Origin of the sequence: Tardiphaga sp. P9-11, assembly GCF_008329525.1 — a bacterium.
GTDB lineage: Bacteria > Pseudomonadota > Alphaproteobacteria > Rhizobiales > Xanthobacteraceae > Tardiphaga.
The window spans coordinates 35,764-55,360 of record NZ_NPKQ01000001.1 but is presented as its reverse complement, the minus strand read 5'-3'; the positions used below and the strand labels follow the sequence as shown (position 1 = coordinate 55,360).

Here is a 19,597-nt window from a genome sequence, read left to right as displayed (position 1 = left end):
CTTATTGCAGTGCCGCTGCCTTCGCGCCCGATGGCGTCACGCGCCAAATTGTGTTGCCGACATCGTCGGCCACCAGCAGCGCACCCTTGCTATCGATGCGCAAGCCGACCGGGCGTCCCTGCGCTTCACCACTGTCATTGAGGAAGCCGGTGAGCACATCCTGTGGCTTGCCGGAGGGCTTGCCGTCGGTGAAGGGCACGAAGATCACCTTGTAGCCACTTTGCGGGCGCCGATTCCACGATCCATGCTGGCCGATGAAGGCGCCATTCTTCATGTTGGCCGGGAAGAGATCACCGGTGTTGAAGGTCAACCCGAGCGACGCGGTATGCGCGCCGAGCGCATAATCCGGCGCGATGGCTTTGGCCACCATCTCAGGGCGCTGCGGCTGCACGCGGACATCCACATGCTGGCCGTAATAGCTGTACGGCCAGCCATAGAAGCTGCCGTCCTTCACCGACGTCATGTAATCCGGCACCAGATCGCTGCCGATCTCGTCGCGCTCGTTCACGGTCACCCACAGCGCGCCGCTTTGTGGCTGCCATGATGGGCCGTTGGGATTGCGTAGACCCGATGCGAAGACGCGCTTTGCACCTGTCGTGCGGTCGATCTCAAGCACCGCGGCGCGATCCTTCTCGGCCTCGATGCCGTTCTCGCCGACATTGCTGTTGGAGCCGACGGTGGCATAGAGCTTGGTGCCGTCAGGGCTGGCGGTGAGATCCTTGGTCCAGTGATGGTTGATCGGGCCGCCGGGCAGGTCCACGACCTTGGTCGCCGCTGCGGTGATCCTGGTTTCGCCGGTGGTGTAGGGGAACGCCACGACGGCGTCGGCATTGGCGACATAGAATCTGTCACCGACCAGCACCATGCCGAAGGGCGAATTCAATCCCTCAAGAAACGCTGTCTTGGTTTCGGCGACGCCGTCGCCATCGGCGTCGCGCAGCAGCGAAATGCGGTTTGCCGTCGGCGTGCCTGCGCCGGCATGACCCATCACCTGCTTCATGACCCAGCCCCTGATGCCTTTGCCATCTTCCGGCTTCGGCGGTGCATTGCTTTCGGCCACCAGCACGTCTCCATTGGGCAGCACATAGACCGTGCGTGGATGATCGAGCCCGGTCGCGAATGCATTGACCGTCATGCCCTCGGCAGCTTTCGGCTTGCCTCCGGCAGACCAGCCGATGGCCTTGGAGACATTGACGGTCGGAATGAGCGACTTGCTGGGCTCGACAAGTTTCGGTGACGGTCCGAAATCTTCGCCGGATGCGAGGGTGGATTTTTCGTTGCATCCGGCCAGCGGCAGCGCCAGGGCGACGAGACAGGCGGAAAGCAGGAATTTCTGGCGCATGGAATGTCCTTGTGACTGAGGAACCTTAATGCGGCCAATGCAGGAACGTTCGACCTCCCTGCATGAATTTCATGTGAAGCCGGAGTGATGCGCGGCTATGGTCCGTCCAACAATCAGGGAAGAAACGATGACCGGGCCAAGAAACACGAGCGACGAAGCTACATGGACGCGCTGGCGCAGCGTTGCCGATCTCTATCACGCCTATTTCACTGGCCTGATCCTGACCACGGTCACCCGCCGCGGCACCGCCGACGCTGCGGAATTCATGTTTCGCATCTTCCGCCGGCAACAGCAGGAGCGCTTTCTGCCTGGCCTCGAGAAGCTCGGCCTGTCCGGTCTGCCCCCGGCGGTCGCGGCGGCGCAGTATCACTATCTCTCGAACTGGATCGGCGGCGTCTCGGTCGAATACATGCATGAGAGCGACCGCAAGGCCTGGATTCGCTATCCGCCGCCGCGCTGGATCTGGCGCGGCACAGCGATTTGCGGCGTGCCCGGTGAAGTCTCGCGCGCGATGCTGCGCGGCTGGCACGCCAATAACGGCGTGTCGCTCGGCAATCCGCGCATGGGCTTCGTCTGCACCAAGCAGAGCGTCGACGGGCAGGATGGGCTCGAAGGCTATTACTGCGAATACGACCATGATCTCGATATCGATCAGCGGCTGGTCTTCGCACGCCATCTGGAAGCGCCGATGTTCGATCCCGCCAAGGCGCCCGCGCTGCCGGTGGATAGCTGGCCGAAAGCACGTCTTGAAAAGGCCTATCGCAACTACGCCATGGAATATGTGCGGACCGCAGCGCCGGTGGCCGTGCAACTGTTCGGTCCCGTCGATGCCGGCTATTTGCTGCATCTCACCGGCAAGCTGATCGGCATGCAGTATTTTGACGAGGTCTCCGCGGGCTTCGGCTTGCAGCGCGGTGATGCCAAAGTCTTCGTGGAATTTCTCGGCGCCCTGTTCGCGGCGCAGGATGATGTCGTGGAGATCAGCGTGTCGGAGGGCGCCTTCCAGATCCGGCAGAAGAGCTGGAAACTGATGGACGGCGTCGCCGATAACAACTTCGCCTGCGTGCGGGCATTGGAGGGACTGGTCGAAGGCCTCGCTGCGGGCTGTGGTCGCAACATACCCGTCACGATGACGCCGGGCGCAGGCGGTGCGCTACCGTTCATCTGGACGATCAGTTAACGCCCACGCTCGCTAATACTGCAGTGCAAATCGAGTATCCCCCATGCATGCGCCGCGCATGGCATTGGCCGTGATCGGTGCTAGGAACGGGTATGCCCGGCATGCAAGACCGGAAGCTCAGGGAGAATGCATGTCCGACGCCGTCGTCGCCGAACCCCGATTGGTCGATGCCGACAAGCAGCCGCTCCCGAGCCTGAACGCGCCGGCCAGGAATCCCCTGCTGGATCATCCCATTCTGCCGACCATCCTGCGGCTGGCCTGGCCCAATGTCGTGGCGCTGACGGCCGGCACAATCGTGGTCATAGCGGAGACCTCCTATATCGGCCGGCTCGGCACCGAAGCGCTGGCAGCGATGGCGCTGGTGTTTCCCTTCGTCATGCTGACCATGACTATGTCCGGCGGCGCCATGGGCGGCGGCGTGTCCTCGGCAATAGCCCGGGCGCTCGGCGCCGGCGATCGCGAGCGGGCCGCGACGCTGGCCGGGCACGCGTTGCTGATAGGCATCTGCCTTGGACTGGTCTTCACCGTCGGCATGCTGAGTTTCGGGCCGACATTGCTGGAGGCCCTGGGCGGCCGCGGTAGCGTGTTGTCGCAGGCGGTCGGCTACATCACCATCTTCTTCGCCGGTGGCGTGATCCCGTGGCTGATGAACACTTTCGCCGCGATCCTGCGTGGCACCGGCAATATGAAACTGCCATCGGCGATCACGCTGAACTCGGCGGTGCTGCAGATCATCCTCGGCGGCACGCTCGGTCTCGGGCTTGGACCTTTTCCCCAATTTGGCATGGCCGGTGTTGCGGCGGGCTCGCTGATCGCTTTCAGCGTCGGCGCAGCGATCATGGGGTGGTATGTCTTCTCCGGCCGTGCGCGGGTGCGGCCGACGCTTAACGGTTTCAAGATTCAGCGTGGCATGTTCTTCGACATTCTTAAAGTGGGCGCGATTGCCTGCTTCTCGCCGCTGCAGGGCGTGCTGACGCTGACGATCTTCACCCACATGCTGGCGCGGTTCGGCACCGAGGTGCTGGCCGGTTATGGTGTCGGTGCGCGGCTCGAATTCATGCTGACGACGCTGGCCTTCGCCGTCGGTGTCGCCTCGGTCCCCATTGTTGGTATGGCGATTGGCGCCGGCCGCGTCGCACGCGCCCGGCGTGTCGTGTGGACGGGAAGCCTGATCTCGTTCAGCGTCGTCGGTCTGCTCGGCACGCTGATTGCGTTTTTCCCGGATGCCTGGGTCAACCTGTTCACCAATGACGTGGGCGTCCGGCTGGCCAGCCAGCAATATCTCGCCACCTGCGCGCCGATGTATGCCTTTCTCGGTCTGGCGACGGTCACCTATTTTGCGTCGCAGGGAGCCGCGAAGGTGTTGGGCCCGGTGCTGGCGCAGACCGCGCGGCTGGTCTTCGTCAGCGTCGGTGGCTGGTATCTGCTGTCGATCGATGCGTCGGCCATGAGCTTCTTCTGGCTCGCGGCGGCGTCCATGGTGTTGCTTGGCCTGTTGTCTGCGCTGAGCGTGCTGCTCACGCCTTGGGGACCGAAGGCTGGTCCCGTGCCGGAGATTCGGCCGGAGCTCGTCTGAGCAACTTCTAACTGCTGCGCGTTGCAGTGAATTCCACGTCGCGCCGCCACGTCGCGCCGTCGTCATGCGAGGTCTCGCCACGCCACAGAAACGAGCGTGGCGTGATCTGCGAAAAGCTCCAGCGGATCGGGCGTCCGTCATTGTCGCGGCCGAGCTGGACGATGTCGTCGCCTTGTTTGCGGCCGGTCATGGTGAGGAAATTTTGCATCACCGGATCGGTCCACTGGATCTGCCACGCATCGATGCGCGGATCGTAGATCCGGAGCGTGCTTCCATACGAGTAGGCATTCGCCGCAGCGTCGCCGTCGCGCAACTGGCCGCGCGGCGGCACGATCCAGACATCCTGGATGGCACGGCCTTCCAGCACCCAGCCGAAATGCCATTCGCCCTTGCGCCGGCGCTCTTTGCCGTCCGGCATATACCTGACCACATCGAGCTCCCAGGCGCCGATCAGCCAGCCATAAAGATCCATCTGGCCGGCACGATCCGGGGCAGCGCCATCGGCTTTAAGCGCATCGTGGAACGAGGCAGTCATGCAGCCGCTTTCCCGAATTGCTTCCGCATCGCTGCGAGGCCCAGATCCATCTGCTCGCTCATATAGGATGCGATCTCATTCGGAAGCACGTCGGCGATCCAGACGAACCGGCAGCGGGCATTGCCATCGGCAAATACCTGCGCCGACGCGCTGTGCTGGCTGATACGTTCATTGATGATGGCATAGACGAGGCGCTGTCGGTCGTGGTCGCAAGTGACCAGTCTTTCGCGTGCGACGCTGCCGTTGGCGAAGGTCACGATGCGTGCGTCGCCATCGAGTTTGGTGTCGGTCACGAAGCCCGGTACCAGTCGCGTGGGCAGCGCGCCGAAATCGGCCAGCGCCGACCAGACCTCGTCGGCCGGTACGTCCAGGAAAATCTCTTTGTGAATAGATGCCATGCTGTGCCTCCCGGTTGATCAGGGCGGCAGACTACTCAGTGTACGGCCAGCCGTTCTTGGAAAATCTTGCGGTCGCCGCGGGAAGCCTGTCGAAACGCGCGGGGCGAAACGCCGGCGGCGCGATGGAAGCTGCGGACGAAATTCGAGAGGTCGCCGAAGCCGACATCAAAGGCGATGTCGGTGATGGCGCGATCCTGCTCGGCCAGCAGGTTCGCGGCCCGCCGCAGCCGCGCGCGCACCAGATACTGGTGCGGCGTCACGCCGAGCACATTCCTGAACAGCCGCAGGAAGTGAAACGGGCTCAGCCCGGCCTGACGGGCGGCCGCATCGAGGTCGATCTCGTCGCTGGCATGGGCGTCGATCCACAGTGCGGCCTCGACCGCGCGCCGGCGATCCCGTGCATTGCCGTTCACACGCCTGCGCGGCTCGCCGGAGATGACGTCGACAAAGCGCGCGGCAAACGCATGACCGATCTCATCGAGTCCGAGATCGCTGTGCGCCTGTGCACTGGCTTGCGCGAGTTCGCCAAGCACCATCAATTCGGCGCGCGGCGCTAAAGCCCCTTGCTGCCAGATGGTCCTGGCGTCACCGATCGTTTCGACCAGCTCGGGCGCGAAGGCGAAGGACAGGCATTCGTCGCCGCAGCCATGATGCTCGTGATGGCAGGTATATTCGTCGCCGGGGTGTCCGATCAGCAGCGCGCCGGCGATCAGTTCATGCGATTGCCCGCGGCAGCGACAGCCGAAGCTGCCCTTGCGAACATAGGAGAGCGAATGGCCGGCGTGTTGTTCGGAAAACGGCTGGTCGCCCGGACCCGCCGTACAGCGATAGTCCGTGACCGTGATCCCGTTACCCTGGAACAGCGTGTTCGCCTGCATCTGCTGAATTTAGCCCTGACGGCGCAATGGGGCAACGGGCAACGCGCCTCCGACCGACAGGCCGCGGCGCGATGAAACTGTAACCGGCTGCCATCAATCCGCTTGGCGGATCGGCCGGTCTCGGCTAGATCAGATGGCGCGACGATGCGGGCGTAGTTCAATGGTAGAACGGCAGCTTCCCAAGCTGCATACGAGGGTTCGATTCCCTCCGTCCGCTCCAGCCCCTTCATTCATTCCAGATGGTCGGTGCCGCATGGCGATTGAACGGTTTGGCATCCCGGCCGTTCCTCAAAGGCGCCCGTTGCTGTTCGCACAACACAAGGTCCTTGAATGACGTTTCCCCTCTCAGCTGCAACCGCCGGCAATGTGCCCGGTGTTGTCGCCTCTAGCATCTATGCCAATGGCCGCCGTGTTGCGGATATCCCCGTCGAGGAGGCGGGCATCTGGGCGCAGAAGCCGGGCCATGTCGTCTGGATCGGACTGTTTGAACCGTCCCTTGAACTGCTCGAGAAACTGCGCGCGCAATTCGACCTGCATCCGCTCGCGATCGAGGATGCGCTGAAATCGCATCAGCATCCGAAGGTCGAGCAATATGGCGATGCGCTGTTCATCGTGGCGCGCACAGCCCAACTGGTTGACCGGACCGTTGCCTTCGGGGAGACGCATATCTTTCTGGGCAAGGGTTATGTTGTGTCCGTGCGCCATGGCGCCTCGACGTCCTATGCCGCGGTTCGTGAGCGATGCGAAGCCTGCCCGGCGAACCTGACGCGCGGCGAAGACTACATCCTCTACGCAATTCTCGATTTCATCGTAGACAACTATCGTCCTGTCATCGAATCCATCCTGTCCGAGATCGACGAGCTCGAGGATGGCGTTCTGCACCGCATGCTGACGCGGGCCGAATTCGAGCGGCTCTACAAGCTACGCCGCGAGCTGTTGCGCCTGCGTCGCGCGGTCGGGCCGCTGGTCGATGTCTGTCACCGCCTCGAACACATCGATATTCTGTTCATCGACGATGAAATGAAGCCGCTGTTCCGCGATGTGCTGGATCACGTCAAACGCGCCGAAGAAGATATCGACTCGCTGCGCGAAGTGCTGGCCTTTGCCTTTGAAGCCAGCCTGATGTCAGGGCAATCGCAGCAGACCGAAATTACCCGCAGGCTTGCCGCCTGGGCGGCGATCCTGGCGGTGCCGACGGCCATTGCCGGAATCTACGGCATGAATTTCGAACACATGCCGGAGCTGAAATGGGCTTACGGCTATTACGTCGTGCTGGGCGGCATCGCCGCGATCTGCGGCTACCTGTATGTCCGATTCAAGCGCAACGGTTGGCTGTGACCGGCGAAGCGGTCACGACACCGCCTTCGCGGCCGCACGCCCCGCCGTGCGGCCGGTGAACAGACATCCGCCGAGAAACGTCCCTTCCAGCGAGCGATAGCCGTGCATGCCGCCGCCACCGAAGCCAGCGGCTTCGCCGACCGCATAGAGGCCGGGCATGATCTGGCCGTTGCTGCCGAATACGCGTGAGTCCAGATCGGTCTCGAACCCTCCAAGTGTTTTGCGGGTCAGGATGTTGAGCCGCACGGCGATCAACGGGCCGTAGGCGGGATCGAGAATGCGATGCGGTTTGGCCGTGCGGATCAGGCGGTCGCCGATATATTTGCGTGCATTGTGGATGTTCATTACCTGCGCATCCTTGACGTAGGGATTGGCCATGGTGCGGTCACGCGCCTCGATCTGCGTCCGGATATCGTCGAGCTTCAGCAGATTGTCGCCGGTCAGCGCATTCATCGCGCTGACGAGGTCGTCGAGATTGTCGCGCACCACGAAGTCGATGCCGTGATCCTTGAAGGCTTCGACCGGCGCCGGCGCGCCTTTGTTGGTGGCGCGGCGCGCGGTCATCAGCCAGCTCTTGCCGGTGAGGTCGGGATTTTGCTCGGAGCCCGAGAGCGCAAACTCCTTTTTGATGATCGCCTGCGTCAGCACGAACCATGAGTAATCATGGCCGGTGGACTGAATGTATTGCAGTTGGCCCAGCGTATCGGAGCCGGGAAACAGCGGCGCCGGCAGCCGCTTGCCGGTGGCGTCGAACCACATCGACGACGGGCCTGGCAGAATACGGATGCCGTGTTTCGGCCAGATCGGATTCCAGTTCTCGATGCCTTCGACATAATGCCACATGCGATCGCGATTGATCAGCCGCGCACCGGCGGCTTCGGTGATGCCCATCATGCGACCGTCGACATGGGCGGGTACGCCGGAGATCATGCGCTTCGGCGGTTCGCCGAGACGCTTCGGCCAGTTTTGCCGCACCAGATCATGATTGCCGCCGATGCCGCCGGAGGCGACGATCACGGCCTGTGCGCGCAGCGAAAAGTCGCCGATGGCATTGCGTGAGCTACTTTCGCCGCGTTCGGCGTTGGATGGTTCGAGAATCGCCCCGGTCACACCATCGACGGTTCCGTTGGTGATGCTGAGCGCATCTACGCGGTGGCGGAACCTGAAACTCAGCAGGCCTTTCTTCTGCGCGTCGCGCGCTCGCCGCTCGAAGGGCTCGACGATGCCGGGGCCGGTGCCCCAGGTGACATGAAAGCGTGGAACCGAATTGCCGTGACCCATCGCGTCGTAGCCGCCGCGCTCGGCCCAGCCGACCACGGGAAATACGCGGTGACCCATGGCGCGCAGCCAGTCGCGTTTCTCGCCGGCGGCGAAAGCGACATAGGCCTCCGCCCAGCGTCGTGGCCACAGATCCTCGTCGCGATCGAAACCGGCAGTGCCATGCCAGTCCTGCATCGCCAGATCATAAGAGTCTTTGATGCCGAGGCGTCGCTGTTCCGGCGAATCGACGAAGAACAAACCACCGAACGACCAGAACGCCTGGCCGCCGAGATTCTGTTCGCCTTCCTGATCGACCACGACAACACGCTTGCCGGCGTCGGCAATTTCCGTCGCCGCAACGAGGCCCGCAAGCCCGCCACCGACGACGATGACATCCGCATCACCGGCCATTGTGTTTCCCCCATTTTGTTAATGGAGATTGAAGTCGGCGCGGGAACTTTGGTCAACGGAAATTGCGTGCGAAGGCGGCGCTGTTTCAGATTGATACCCGCAAGCGAACGAGGTGCATCCCGCGCGCAACACTCGATTTGAATCGCATTGGAAGCGTCATGCTCGTCTGGACAAAGACACGATCTGGCAACACGCTGACCAGGTCCTGCATCACCGGGACACTCAGATTCGGGATCGACAGGTTTTGGGGCTGGACATGAAGTTCGTTACGGGTTTGCTGGCGGCGGTCTTGCTGTTCGCGGGCGTCGGGGCAAGTCATGCGGTGGTTCGCATCTCGGACGATCGCGGCGGACGGATCGGAACCTATGTCGACAAGTATCAGGGATTGCGCACTTCCGGCGAAACCGTGATCATCGACGGCCTGTGTGCCTCGGCCTGCACGATCGTGCTCGGCGCGGTTCCGCATGACCGGATTTGCGTCACCTCCAATGCCAATCTCGGCTTTCATGCGGCCTGGGACATGGGCGCCAATGGCCGCGCGGTGACCAACCCGGAAGCCACCCAGATGCTGTATTCGATGTATCCGACGCAGATCCGGCGCTGGATTTCGAAGCGTGGTGGGCTGAAGACGCAGATGATCTTCCTGCGCGGTCGCCAGCTGATGGGGATGTACAAGCCCTGTTACATGGACGCCCACGCCTCCAGCGCGCGCTAGGCTGGTTTGATTTTTATACCATCAGCATGACGTGATCCCCCTGCGGCGCCGGGAACGCTTGCCCGCGCCATCATCTCAGCCTATCTGGAACTTGGATGGCGGCTCCTGAATGATCTCGGGCCTTGGCCGTTCCGAGATCATCTGATGGTGCAGTCTTTATCGACCCCGGAGAGCACGATGCCCGCGTCCGAGCGGCCGTCACGGCTTGCGTCGGTCATTGTCGCATCGGCCGCGACGTTCGTAGCGCTCCTTCTGGTCGGCGCCATCGGGCTGTGGGCCCATTACGGCACGGCCGTGTTTTTCGAGATGGTCAAGTCCGGCATCGCCGCCTGCATATGACCGGCTGCCAAAGGGCGATTCAAAAGACATTCCAAGGGACATTCCATGACTGATCGAACCACCCGGCCGCTGGTCATCATTGCTGCCTTCGCTGGCAGCCTCGCGGCGGGATTGCTGGTCGTGCTGTGGCTGACGGGTGGTTTCCGCAATGTCGCCGCACCGGCCTCGATCGGCGGTCCATTCCAGCTCACCGATCAGTCCGGCCAGACCGTCACCGAGCAGAGCCTGAAGGGCAAGCCGACGCTGGTCTTCTTCGGCTTCACCCATTGCCCGGATATCTGCCCGACCTCGCTGTTCGAAATGTCGGAAGTGCTGCGCGCGATGGGCAAGGACGCCGATCGTATCAATACCTATTTCGTTTCGGTCGATCCCGAGCGCGATACGGCGGCGATCATGAAGGAGTACCTGTCGAGCTTCGATCCGCACCTGAAGGGATTGACTGGCACGCCCGACGCGGTGGCGAAGGTGATTTCTGGCTACCGCGTCTATGCCAAGAAGGTGCCGACCAAGGACGGCGACTACACGATGGATCATACCGCGCTGATTTATCTGATGGACCGCGACGGCAATTTCGTCGCGCCGTTCAACCTCAAGCGTAAGCCGGAAGAAGCGGCCACGGATCTCAAACGCTATCTCTGAGGTCGCCTGCGGTTCACTGCCATCGTCCCGGTCCGATGCACGAGTCCGTGCTCGGTCTTTTCCCAGTGATAGCGCCGCGTCCAGAACTGCCACAGCGCGCGCCAGGTCGCGATCGAGAGACATCCCCAATAGATCGGCGTCAGGGCCAGGATCCAGCCGTCGCGCAGACGGCCACGGCGCATCAGGCCGGTGAGGCCGATGATGCAGGTCGCTATGAAGCCGCAGGCGATGGCCAGCAGGTGCAATGACGACAGTCGATCGCCAAACAGCAGACCGCTATCGGCAAGCAGCAGGTAGGCAATAAGCTTGACGATCAGCACCGCAAAGGCGAGCGACGTCAGGATATTGCCGCCGAAGATGATGTTGAGCGCGAGAAATCCCCGCGGGCCGGCTTCGTCCCACAGCCGCCGGGGATCGCGCATATGAACGGCCCAGGTCTGCATCCAGCCCTTCATCCAGCGCGAGCGTTGCCGCAGCCACGCGCTGAAGGCGATCGGTGCTTCCTCAAGTGTGACCGATGGAATGGTCACGGAGCGATAGCCCAGTCGCGCCAGGCGAATCCCGAGGTCGGCGTCTTCCGTGACGTTATAGGCATCCCAGCCGCCGATGCGGCGCAAGGTGTCGGTGCGGAAATGATTTGAGGTGCCGCCAAGCGGCAATGGCATGCCCAGCGCGACAAGCCCGGGCAGGAACACTGCGAACAGCCCGGCATATTCAACGCTCGCCATGCGCGAGAACAGGCTGTGCGTCAGATTGTCGAAATGCAGCCCGGCCTGAACGCAGGCGACATCATCGTTGTGCTGGCGAAACATGTTGAGCGCAGCGCGCAACTGGCCGGGATCGGGATCGTCCTCGGCGTCGAACACGGTCAGAAAACTGCCGCGCACGAAAGGGAGCGCAACATTCAGCGCCTTCGGCTTGGTCTGCGGCCCTCCAGTCTGCGCGATGAGGACCTGAACCTGCGGTCCCGGCCGGGCTCTGGCAACGGCCGCGCGGGTCCGCAAGTCGTCAGGCTCGAGAATGAGAATGATGTCGAGTTTCTCCGCGGGATAGTCGAGTTTCTGGAGCGATCGCAGCAGGCCCGGTACGGAGGCCTCTTCGCGATACAGCGCAACAACGACGGAATAGATCGGCAATTGATCGTCACGCAGCGGCGGCAACTGTCGCTCTGGCTGCGGCGGAACCAGCACGCAAGCAAGCCTGAGGAGCGAGAAGGTGAGAAACCAGACCGCCGCCAGGCCGCCGATCAGGTCCATCGTCAGCGCCGGATACAGAAGCGCGAGGACCGCGCATGCCAGCAGCAGAATCGCAGGCCGCAATCCCTTGCGCCAACCGACGGCTGACTTGGCTGACATAGCCGGTTGCTTCTGTAGCAGGCCTTCGGCGGCGATATGCGACAACGCGTCGCCGGTTTGTTCGGTCAGATATTGATGCAGGTGACGTCGCGTGGTCAGGCGAATGCGCGCAACGAGCGATGGATGCGTCGTAGAGAAGTGCGTCAGGCGCCGTGCCGTAAAGGCACGCGGCGTGACGATCCAGTTGAGTGTGTCACCCTTCCGGAGGGGCAGGATGCCGAACTCTGCGATCCCCGGAAGCTCGGCATCCGCCAGGGGACAGTGAGCGCGCCCGACAGTCGAGAGATCATCGAAGCCGATGCCAAGGTGGCTCGCCAGATGCGCGACATACTTCTCCTCGCTGATGACACCCCATTGGATCAGGATCTGATCGGCCCCCAGATTGAGGTCGCGGCTCCGGCGCTCCGCGGCCTGCAACAGGGGCAGCGGGAGGATACCGCGCAGGCAGTCGAGCTCGCTGGCCGTGTTTTCGCGGTGGTCTGGCTCTCCGGGGTTAGGTGTGGCGGAGGAGGATGCCCAGCCGGGCGATAAGTGAGGCGGGTGTAGCGCGGCGGCCGGCTGGCGCCAGACGCGCGGCTGATCACCCTGGAAAGATTGCTGCACGCCCATGCAACGCCCTCACACCACAAACGCTACTCGCGTCTTACGCCGGATGGTCTATAAGACCGCGATCCGGAAGCACCTGTATGCAACCACAGATGGTTAATTCCAGCAACCAAATACCTCTGACGAAGTGTCGCGCAACTGCGCTGACGCTCAAGCTGACTCTTGGCATGCTGCTGGGCGCGTGGATGTCGTTGTTTTCGGCGACGGCCGGTTTCGCGCAGACTTCGGCACCGGCCGTGAGCCAGCCGGGCCCGCAGGCCGTGCCGGGCTTCTGGGATCCGCGGCGCCGTCCGGACCGGCCCGACCTGTCGCGCATCACCGTGATCCGCTTCCTGACCGAGACCGACTATCCGCCGTTCAATTTCACCGGTCCCGACGGCAACCCGGCCGGCTTCAACGTCGATCTCGCGCGCCTTCTTTGCGAGGAGATCAAGGTCACCTGCACGGTGCAGATGCGCCGCTTCGAGACGCTGCTCGATGCCATTTCCAGCAACCGCGGCGACGCCATCATTGCCTCCATGGCGGTGACACCTCAGATTCGTGCCCGCGTCGATTTCACCGATCCCTATTACCGCGCGCCGGCTCGCTTCGTGGCCCGCAAGAATGCTGTGATGCCGGAGATTCGCCCGGAATATCTCGAAGGCAAGAAGGTCGGCGTGATCGCCGGCTCGACCCATGAGGCCTATCTGAAGGCGATGTTCACCGATGCGGTGCTGGTGCCTTTCCCGAGCGACGATGCGCTACGCCAGGCGCTGAAACGCAGCGAGGTCGATTTCATCTTCGGCGATGCGATTTCGTTCGCTTTCTGGATCAACGGCAGCGACTCCACGGACTGCTGCGCCTTCAGCGGCGGCCCCTTCATTGAAAGCCGTTTTTTCGGCGAGGGTGTCGGCATTGCGGTCCGCAAAGGCAATGACACGCTGCGCCAGGCGCTGAACTGGGCCCTGTTCCGGGTCTGGGAGAAAGGCCGCTACACGGATTTATGGCTGCGTTATTTCTCGGTCAGCCCATTCTAATTCCTTTCATTCGCGGTTTGGCATTTCGGTGCGGAGCCGCTAGGTTCCGCGGCCCGGAGGCCCAAAACACGATGTCCACGCTAGACCCCACCATGAGCCCGAGCGAGCTGCGCACGCTTGCCGAGACTTCCAACGCCTGGCCGTTCGAGCAGGCTAAGGCACTGGTGGCGCGTCTGAAGAAAACGCCGAAACAGGAAGTGCTGTTCGAGACCGGCTACGGTCCGTCGGGCCTGCCGCATATCGGCACCTTCGGCGAGGTCGCGCGCACCACCATGGTGCGCCATGCGTTTCGTGTGCTCACCGAGGACAAGATCAAGACCCGGCTGATCGCCTTCTCCGACGACATGGACGGCCTGCGCAAGGTGCCGGACAATGTGCCGAACAAGGACATGTTGGCGGCGCATCTTGGCAAGCCGCTGACGCGTGTCCCGGATCCGTTCTCGAACGAATATCCGTCCTTCGGTGCGGCCAACAATGCCCGGCTGCGCGTCTTCCTGGATCAGTTCGGCTTCGACTACGAGTTCGCCTCGTCGACCGAGTACTACACATCCGGCCGGTTCGATGCGACTCTGCTGAAGATGCTTGCGGTCTATGACAAGGTCATGGACATCATCCTGCCGACGCTGGGCCCGGATCGCCGTGCGACTTATTCACCGTTCCTCCCCATCAGCAAGACGACGGGTGTGGTTCTGCAGGTGCCGATGATTCGCCGCGACGTGGCTGCCGGCACCGTCACCTATGTCGATCCCGACACCAACGAGGAAGTCGAGACGCCGGTCACCGGCGGCAATGTGAAGTGCCAGTGGAAGGCCGACTGGGCGATGCGCTGGGCTGCGCTCGGCATCGACTATGAAATGGCCGGCAAGGATCTCATCGATTCCGTGAGGCTGTCGGGCAAGATCTGCGCGGCGCTCGGCGGCACGCCGCCGGAAGGCTTCAACTATGAGCTCTTCCTCGACGACAAGGGCGGCAAGATTTCGAAATCGAAAGGCAATGGCCTGACCATCGACGAATGGCTGCGCTATGCCTCGCCGGAATCGCTGTCGCTGTTCATGTATCGCGAGCCCAAGGCGGCGAAGCGGCTATTCTTCGACGTGATTCCGCGCAATGTCGACGAGTACCAGCAGTTCGTTGAAGGCTATGCGAAACAGGATCCCAAGCAGCGCCTGTCCAATCCGGCGTGGCACATCCATGCCGGCGATCCACCGGTGGCGGACATGCCGGTCACGTTCCAGCTGCTGTTGACACTGGTGTCGTCGTCGAACGCCGAGAATGCCGAGACCCTGTGGGGTTTCATCCGGCGCTATCGTCCGGGCATCTCCGCGCAGACACATCCGCGACTCGACGCGATGGTCGGCTATGCCATCAATTACTATCGGGACTTCGTGGCGCCGACCAAGACGTTCCGCGAGCCCACCGATGTCGAGCGTGTGGCATTGCAGGATCTACGCGATGCGCTGTCGCGCTTGCCGGCGGAGGCAACGCCTGAAGACATCCAGAACGTGGTCTACGAGATCGGTCGCCGTGAGCCGTTCCTCGACCACAAGAAGCTCGCCAAGGATGGTCGGCCTGGCGTATCGCTCGACTGGTTCAACATGCTGTATCAGGTGCTGCTCGGCCAGGAGAAAGGTCCGCGCTTCGGGTCCTTCGTCGCGGTCTATGGCGTGCAGAATGCGATCAACATGATCGACGGCGCGCTGGCGCGCTCGGCCTGAGGCTCATACCAGACGAAACATCAAAGGCGCGCTTCCTGATGGAGCGCGCCTTTTTCTCGATGGTTATTTCGGCGCTGCCGTCGCTGTCGCCGGCGTGACAGGCTCCGGCATGGCCGACGAGTGGTGATGCGCGATCAGCCATTTCTTGTCGCGGTAGACATACACATAGCTGTAGCGGGCCTTGACGATTTGCGTATCGCCGGGGGACTTGCCGGACAGCGTGAAGGTGTAGGTGCCGACGTCGGATGCCATGTTGCAGCCGATCTTGACGGTCCGCGTGTCGATCTTGCCTTGCGGGTGCTTTTCCAGGAAGTGGACGAAGTAATCCTGAATGCCGGCGTTGTCGGTGCGCGGTGCGTTGGATACTGTCGGCAACAACACCGCGTCGGATGCGTAGTTGGCGGTGACCTTGGCGGGGTCGAGCGTCGCGAGCGAGCTATTCCAGCGGTCGAACAGGGCTTCGACCTGCTTCGTCGTGACGACTGCGCAGTTCATGGGCTTCGCATGTGCGAGAGAGCCTGCGCTGACCAGCGCCAACGCGATCGTGCCGATAGCGATTGTTCTGGTCGTCATGGCTTCACCCAAAGCTGCGAGTTCCGGATAGGGAACTCGCATAGATCATTCGGGGGCCAGACGCCAGTCCTGAGTGTGTTTGATTACTGGCTCGCCCAGACGATGCGAGCGATCCATTCGACGTCGCTCGCCGGAAACGAGCGGTCGACGTGGTTCGGATTGAGCGACTGCAGTTCGATCAGCTTGGTAGTCCGGCGCTTCAGCTCCTTGACCATCACCTCGCCATCCTTGGTCTTGACCACGACGCGGTCGCCCTTGCGGATCTGCGCTTCCGGCGAGACGACGATGATGTCGCCATCGCGATAGGCGGGCTTCATCGAGTCGCCCATGATCTTCAGCGCATAAGCGTGTTCGTCATTTACCGAAGGCAGGCCGACTTCATCCCAGCCCTTGCTGCCGGCGGGGAAACCTGCGTCATCGAAGTAACCGCCATGGCCGGCCTGCGCGAAGCCGAGCAATGGCACCGACTGCACGATGCGCTTGGTGCCTTCGATCAGGTTGACGAAACTGTCGATCGGCACGCCGGTAGCGGTCAGTGCTTTCGAAACCGACTCGGTCGATGGCCAGCGCTCGCGGCCGTCATTGGTGATACGCTTCGATTTGTTGAAAGTGGTGGCATCGAGCCCTGCTTTCTTCGCTAGGCCGGAGGGTGACAGGCCGTTGCGCTCCGCGAGGCGGTCGAGGGCGTTCCAGATCTGGGTGTGCGAAAGCATCATCGGTTTCAGTCCGTTGGCCCGGATTTCTGCGGGGCGGTGAATCGTGGCGAAATCTAGGAATTATTGCCGTGAATGCGCGGATTTCGCAACAGGCATTTGAAAAAAATGTGCAGCCTTGAAGTGGAGGGGGGCGGCCGATACGGTCGGTTGCCGACTCCAGCCACCGAAATCCGCGACTGGGCGTCCGCGCACATCGAAAACAGCTGATTCAACAATTTGGAAGTCCGGGCGGTTGCGCACCATCTATAAAATCTGTCCGGCTTCGAGCTGGCGCGAGGCCGAGCGCCAAGGCACCTATCGCGGCAGCGCCGATGATGCCCGGGATGGCTTCATCCACTTTTCCACCGCAACGCAGCTCCCCGAGACGCTCCGGAAGTACTATTTAGGCCAGACCGGCCTGTTTCTGATCGCTGTGGACGCAGACGCACTCGGCGATTTTCTGCGCTGGGAGCCATCCCGCGGCGGCGATCTTTTCCCGCATCTCTATGGAGAGCTCGATCTCGGCGCCGTCACCGCCATCATGGACCTGCGCGCGCGCTCTGACGGCAGCCACGACATTCCGGAGCTCAAATCGTGATCCGTGCTTTCGATGCCTTTTCCCTGCCGATGTTGCGTCTGCTTGATGCCGAAGACGCGCATCGGCTCGCAATCCGCGGGTTGCGCATGCTGCCCTATGCGCGCCCGCGACCGGATGATCCGAAGCTCGCAGTCCGTGCATTCGGTCTGAATTTCCCCAATCCGGTCGGGATCGCTGCCGGCTTCGACAAGAATGCCGAAGTGCCGGACGCGCTGCTGCGTCTTGGCTTCGGTTTTGCCGAGATCGGCTCGGTGACGCCGAAGCCGCAGTCCGGCAATCCGCGCCCGCGCATCTTTCGGCTGGAGCGTGACGAAGCGGTCATCAACCGGCTCGGCTTCAACAATGACGGTGCGGAGGTCGTGCTGCGTCGGCTGGCTGCACGTGCGCAGAATGGCGGTATCGTCGGCGTCAATGTCGGCGCCAACAAGGATTCGCTTGATCGCACGCAGGATTATGTGCGGCTGATCGAGACCTTTGCGCCGGTGGCGAGCTATTTCACCGTCAACGTATCATCGCCGAACACGCCGGGCCTGCGCAATCTGCAGCAGGCCGCCGAACTCGACGATCTCCTGGCACGCGTGATCGATGCGCGTGAACGCGTCCGCAAGAATGCGGGAGATTCCCCGGTGCTGCTGAAGATCGCGCCCGATCTCAGCCTCGCCGATCTCGACGATGTCGTGCATGTCGCGCGCTCGCGCCGTGTCGACGGCATGATCGTCGCGAACACCAGCATCGGCCGCCCCTCGACATTGCGCGAGCAGACGCGTGCGAAGGAACAGGGCGGATTGTCAGGCCGTCCGCTGTTCAGGCTGTCCACCCGAATGGTGGCGGAGACCTTCGTGCGCGTCGAAGGTGCGTTCCCGCTGATCGGTGCCGGTGGCATCGACTCGGGCGGCGCTGCACTGACCAAGATCCGCGCAGGTGCGAGCCTGATCCAACTCTATTCCTCGCTGGTCTATAAAGGCGTCGGTCTGGTCGAGAGCATCAAGGCTGACCTGTCCTCGACGCTGTTGCGTACCGGCCGTGAAGCGCTGTCGGAAATCGTCGGCGCCGATGCGGCGACCATCACCGCGGAAGACTGGCCGGGGTAAGCCAAGTCTGCTGCGGAAACGACTGTCGCAGCAAAGCTGGATGACGCAGCGCCTGCAACGCGCCGCGCGACAGCATGAACACCAGAAAGGCTAGCCATAGTCCGGTATTGCCAAGGCTGGCCAGTGCGAACCATGCGGCGATGTAAATCGCCAGCGCCAGCAGCATCAGGTTGCGCATGTCGCGCGACCACGATGCGCCGATATAGATGCCGTCATAAGCATAAGCGAGGACGCCACAGGCGGGCGCCAGCGCCGCCAGCAGCATGTAGTTCCGCGCAGCGAGCCGGACTTCGGGGCTGGTGGTGATGAAATCGATCAGCGCGCCGCCGAACAGCACGAATAGCAACGTGACAGCGATGCCGAATGCCGTGCTCCAGATCAGGACGAGCTTTACGGCTCGGGAAAACTGCTTGCGGTCGCGAGCGCCGGTGCCCTGACCGCAGAGTTGCTCGGCGGCGGTGGCGATGCCGTCGAGGAAGAACGAGCCGATCATGACGAAGTTGTTGAGCACTGCATTGGCAGCCAGGGTCAGGTCGCCTGCACGGGCGCCCTGCGCCGTGAAGAAGAGAAATGCAGCAATCAGTGCTGCCGTACGGATCATGATGTCGCGATTGACAGCGAACAACCGTAGTAGCCGGATGCGGTCGAACAGGATCGCGCGCGGCACATCGAGGCGGCCGCCCAGGATTTTCCACATGGCGATGAGGCCGGCGAGAAAGCCCGCGGTTTCCGCGATCACCGTGGCCAGTGCCGCGCCGCTGACGCCAAAGTCGAATTGCAGAACCAGCAGGGCGGTGAGCGCTATATTGGCGAGATTGATGCCGACCTGCAGTGCCAGAGCGATCCCGGTCCGCGCCTGGCCGACCAGCCAGCCGAGAATGACATAGTTGCCGAGCATCAGCGGCGCGGACCAGAGTCGGATGAAGAAATACTGGCGTGCGGCGGATGTGACGGCGTCGCTGCCGCCCATGATGCTGAACACCAGCGCCGCCAGCGGTGTCCGCAAGATAATCAGCGTCAGCCCGATCGCCGCTCCGAGCATCAACGCGCGCAGCAGGATAGCGCGCACCTCGATCCGGTCACCGGCGCCAAGCGCCTGTGCGGTGAAGGCAACCGTCGCCATGCGCAGAAATCCGAACAGCCAGAAAATGCAGTCGAACGCCACGGAGGCCAAAGCCACACCGCCGAGCAGGTGCGGGTCGCCAAGCCTGCCGATTGCCGCGGTCGAGACGATGCCGATCAGAGGCGTCGTCAGATTGGCCAGCATGGCCGGACCAGCAATGGCAAGGACGCGCCTGTTGGTGACGGACAATCCCGACGACATCAATGCAGCCTGA

The 19,597-nt window shown here is 62.5% G+C and carries 19 protein-coding genes and 1 tRNA gene; 11 read left to right on the top strand and 9 right to left on the bottom strand.

Annotation, left to right across the window (positions count from 1 at the left end):
* Nucleotide 1: 1 nt before the first annotated feature.
* Complete coding sequence (locus CIW50_RS00245) at nucleotides 2-1,342, bottom strand: PQQ-dependent sugar dehydrogenase (RefSeq protein WP_149529312.1); 1,341 nt, start codon at nucleotides 1,340-1,342, stop codon at nucleotides 2-4.
* Nucleotides 1,343-1,469: 127 nt separating this feature from the next.
* Between CIW50_RS00245 and CIW50_RS00240 the strand changes: the two genes are divergently transcribed.
* Entirely contained in the window at nucleotides 1,470-2,522 is a 1,053-nt protein-coding gene (locus tag CIW50_RS00240; RefSeq protein ID WP_149529311.1) for a hypothetical protein, read from the top strand.
* 130 nt (nucleotides 2,523-2,652) lie between these two features.
* Nucleotides 2,653-4,098 carry an MATE family efflux transporter gene (locus tag CIW50_RS00235; RefSeq protein ID WP_149529310.1) on the top strand — a complete coding sequence of 482 codons (1,446 nt, stop codon included), beginning with the start codon at nucleotides 2,653-2,655 and terminating at the stop codon, nucleotides 4,096-4,098.
* Nucleotides 4,099-4,105: 7 nt separating this feature from the next.
* Here CIW50_RS00235 and CIW50_RS00230 read toward each other — a convergent pair whose 3' ends face one another.
* From CIW50_RS00230 to CIW50_RS00220, 3 genes are read right to left on the bottom strand one after another with little or no spacing between them, the layout of a single operon-like run.
* Nucleotides 4,106-4,633, bottom strand: coding sequence for a hypothetical protein (locus tag CIW50_RS00230; protein WP_149529309.1), 528 nt, complete (start codon nucleotides 4,631-4,633; stop codon nucleotides 4,106-4,108).
* The gene (locus CIW50_RS00225) at nucleotides 4,630-5,031 is read right to left on the bottom strand and encodes an SRPBCC family protein (protein WP_149529308.1); all 402 of its coding nucleotides are present in this window, start codon (nucleotides 5,029-5,031) and stop codon (nucleotides 4,630-4,632) included. Before CIW50_RS00225 ends, CIW50_RS00230 begins: the two co-directional genes overlap by 4 nt.
* Nucleotides 5,032-5,066: 35 nt before the next feature.
* A complete protein-coding gene (locus CIW50_RS00220; RefSeq protein ID WP_149529307.1) occupies nucleotides 5,067-5,909 on the bottom strand; it encodes an AraC family transcriptional regulator in 843 nt (280 codons plus the stop codon).
* A 146-nt stretch (nucleotides 5,910-6,055) separates the two neighbouring features.
* Between CIW50_RS00220 and CIW50_RS00215 the strand changes: the two genes are divergently transcribed.
* Together CIW50_RS00215 and corA are read left to right on the top strand one after the other, a co-directional pair.
* Nucleotides 6,056-6,129, top strand: a tRNA-Gly gene (locus tag CIW50_RS00215).
* A gap of 110 nt (nucleotides 6,130-6,239) precedes the next feature.
* A complete protein-coding gene (gene corA, locus CIW50_RS00210; protein ID WP_149529306.1) occupies nucleotides 6,240-7,247 on the top strand; it encodes a magnesium/cobalt transporter CorA in 1,008 nt (335 codons plus the stop codon).
* A gap of 12 nt (nucleotides 7,248-7,259) precedes the next feature.
* On the opposite strand, the gene CIW50_RS00205 is transcribed toward corA, so the two are convergent.
* The gene (locus CIW50_RS00205; RefSeq protein WP_149529305.1) at nucleotides 7,260-8,918 is read right to left on the bottom strand and encodes an FAD-binding dehydrogenase; all 1,659 of its coding nucleotides are present in this window, start codon (nucleotides 8,916-8,918) and stop codon (nucleotides 7,260-7,262) included.
* 256 nt (nucleotides 8,919-9,174) lie between these two features.
* Here CIW50_RS00205 and CIW50_RS00200 point away from each other — a divergent pair, with 256 nt between their 5' ends.
* The 3 genes from CIW50_RS00200 to CIW50_RS00190 all read left to right on the top strand — a co-directional run bounded on the left by CIW50_RS00200 (nucleotide 9,175) and on the right by CIW50_RS00190 (nucleotide 10,611).
* Nucleotides 9,175-9,633 (top strand): Clp protease/crotonase-like domain-containing protein, encoded by a 459-nt coding sequence (locus CIW50_RS00200; protein WP_149529304.1) that lies wholly within the window; start codon nucleotides 9,175-9,177, stop codon nucleotides 9,631-9,633.
* Between the two features lie 177 nt (nucleotides 9,634-9,810).
* Nucleotides 9,811-9,972, top strand: a complete 162-nt coding sequence (locus tag CIW50_RS00195) for a hypothetical protein (protein ID WP_246664089.1) — start codon at nucleotides 9,811-9,813, stop codon at nucleotides 9,970-9,972.
* A gap of 45 nt (nucleotides 9,973-10,017) precedes the next feature.
* Nucleotides 10,018-10,611 carry an SCO family protein gene (locus CIW50_RS00190; protein ID WP_149529302.1) on the top strand — a complete coding sequence of 198 codons (594 nt, stop codon included), beginning with the start codon at nucleotides 10,018-10,020 and terminating at the stop codon, nucleotides 10,609-10,611.
* Here CIW50_RS00190 and CIW50_RS00185 read toward each other — a convergent pair.
* Nucleotides 10,602-12,575, bottom strand: a complete 1,974-nt coding sequence (locus CIW50_RS00185; protein ID WP_149529301.1) for a glycosyltransferase — start codon at nucleotides 12,573-12,575, stop codon at nucleotides 10,602-10,604. The two genes, CIW50_RS00190 and CIW50_RS00185, sit on opposite strands and share 10 nt — an antisense overlap.
* A gap of 182 nt (nucleotides 12,576-12,757) precedes the next feature.
* Here CIW50_RS00185 and CIW50_RS00180 point away from each other — a divergent pair, with 182 nt between their 5' ends.
* Both CIW50_RS00180 and CIW50_RS00175 read left to right on the top strand, forming a co-directional pair.
* Entirely contained in the window at nucleotides 12,758-13,588 is an 831-nt protein-coding gene (locus tag CIW50_RS00180) for a transporter substrate-binding domain-containing protein (RefSeq protein ID WP_502707337.1), read from the top strand.
* A gap of 71 nt (nucleotides 13,589-13,659) precedes the next feature.
* Nucleotides 13,660-15,303, top strand: a complete 1,644-nt coding sequence (locus CIW50_RS00175) for a lysine--tRNA ligase (protein WP_149529299.1) — start codon at nucleotides 13,660-13,662, stop codon at nucleotides 15,301-15,303.
* A 63-nt stretch (nucleotides 15,304-15,366) separates the two neighbouring features.
* On the opposite strand, the gene CIW50_RS00170 is transcribed toward CIW50_RS00175, so the two are convergent.
* On the bottom strand, nucleotides 15,367-15,876 hold the full coding sequence (locus CIW50_RS00170; protein ID WP_149529298.1) for an SgcJ/EcaC family oxidoreductase: 510 nt from the start codon (nucleotides 15,874-15,876) through the stop codon (nucleotides 15,367-15,369).
* Nucleotides 15,877-15,959: 83 nt separating this feature from the next.
* Entirely contained in the window at nucleotides 15,960-16,589 is a 630-nt protein-coding gene (locus tag CIW50_RS00165; RefSeq protein ID WP_149530334.1) for a S24 family peptidase, read from the bottom strand.
* 235 nt (nucleotides 16,590-16,824) lie between these two features.
* Here CIW50_RS00165 and CIW50_RS00160 point away from each other — a divergent pair, with 235 nt between their 5' ends.
* Nucleotides 16,825-17,169 carry a DUF952 domain-containing protein gene (locus CIW50_RS00160; RefSeq protein WP_149529297.1) on the top strand — a complete coding sequence of 115 codons (345 nt, stop codon included), beginning with the start codon at nucleotides 16,825-16,827 and terminating at the stop codon, nucleotides 17,167-17,169.
* The gene (locus CIW50_RS00155; protein ID WP_149529296.1) at nucleotides 17,166-18,260 is read left to right on the top strand and encodes a quinone-dependent dihydroorotate dehydrogenase; all 1,095 of its coding nucleotides are present in this window, start codon (nucleotides 17,166-17,168) and stop codon (nucleotides 18,258-18,260) included. Before CIW50_RS00160 ends, CIW50_RS00155 begins: the two co-directional genes overlap by 4 nt.
* Here CIW50_RS00155 and CIW50_RS00150 read toward each other — a convergent pair.
* Nucleotides 18,235-19,584: an MATE family efflux transporter gene (locus CIW50_RS00150; protein WP_149529295.1), complete on the bottom strand. Its 1,350-nt coding sequence runs from the start codon at nucleotides 19,582-19,584 to the stop codon at nucleotides 18,235-18,237. The genes CIW50_RS00155 and CIW50_RS00150 overlap by 26 nt on opposite strands.
* Nucleotides 19,585-19,597: the final 13 nt, after the last annotated feature.

Excerpts from the sequence above, each read along its gene's own strand:
- CIW50_RS00245 (WP_149529312.1), bottom strand. The coding sequence starts at position 1,342 with ATGCGCCAGAAATTCCTGCTTTCCGCCTGTCTCGTCGCCCTGGCGCTG.
- CIW50_RS00240 (WP_149529311.1), top strand. The coding sequence starts at position 1,470 with ATGACCGGGCCAAGAAACACGAGCGACGAAGCTACATGGACGCGCTGG.
- CIW50_RS00235 (WP_149529310.1), top strand. The coding sequence starts at position 2,653 with ATGTCCGACGCCGTCGTCGCCGAACCCCGATTGGTCGATGCCGACAAG.
- CIW50_RS00230 (WP_149529309.1), bottom strand. The coding sequence starts at position 4,633 with ATGACTGCCTCGTTCCACGATGCGCTTAAAGCCGATGGCGCTGCCCCG.
- CIW50_RS00225 (WP_149529308.1), bottom strand. The coding sequence starts at position 5,031 with ATGGCATCTATTCACAAAGAGATTTTCCTGGACGTACCGGCCGACGAG.
- CIW50_RS00220 (WP_149529307.1), bottom strand. The coding sequence starts at position 5,909 with ATGCAGGCGAACACGCTGTTCCAGGGTAACGGGATCACGGTCACGGAC.
- corA (WP_149529306.1), top strand. The coding sequence starts at position 6,240 with ATGACGTTTCCCCTCTCAGCTGCAACCGCCGGCAATGTGCCCGGTGTT.
- CIW50_RS00205 (WP_149529305.1), bottom strand. The coding sequence starts at position 8,918 with ATGGCCGGTGATGCGGATGTCATCGTCGTCGGTGGCGGGCTTGCGGGC.
- CIW50_RS00200 (WP_149529304.1), top strand. The coding sequence starts at position 9,175 with ATGAAGTTCGTTACGGGTTTGCTGGCGGCGGTCTTGCTGTTCGCGGGC.
- CIW50_RS00195 (WP_246664089.1), top strand. The coding sequence starts at position 9,811 with ATGCCCGCGTCCGAGCGGCCGTCACGGCTTGCGTCGGTCATTGTCGCA.
- CIW50_RS00190 (WP_149529302.1), top strand. The coding sequence starts at position 10,018 with ATGACTGATCGAACCACCCGGCCGCTGGTCATCATTGCTGCCTTCGCT.
- CIW50_RS00185 (WP_149529301.1), bottom strand. The coding sequence starts at position 12,575 with ATGGGCGTGCAGCAATCTTTCCAGGGTGATCAGCCGCGCGTCTGGCGC.
- CIW50_RS00180 (WP_502707337.1), top strand. The coding sequence starts at position 12,758 with ATGTCGTTGTTTTCGGCGACGGCCGGTTTCGCGCAGACTTCGGCACCG.
- CIW50_RS00175 (WP_149529299.1), top strand. The coding sequence starts at position 13,660 with ATGTCCACGCTAGACCCCACCATGAGCCCGAGCGAGCTGCGCACGCTT.
- CIW50_RS00170 (WP_149529298.1), bottom strand. The coding sequence starts at position 15,876 with ATGACGACCAGAACAATCGCTATCGGCACGATCGCGTTGGCGCTGGTC.
- CIW50_RS00165 (WP_149530334.1), bottom strand. The coding sequence starts at position 16,589 with ATGCTTTCGCACACCCAGATCTGGAACGCCCTCGACCGCCTCGCGGAG.
- CIW50_RS00150 (WP_149529295.1), bottom strand. The coding sequence starts at position 19,584 with ATGTCGTCGGGATTGTCCGTCACCAACAGGCGCGTCCTTGCCATTGCT.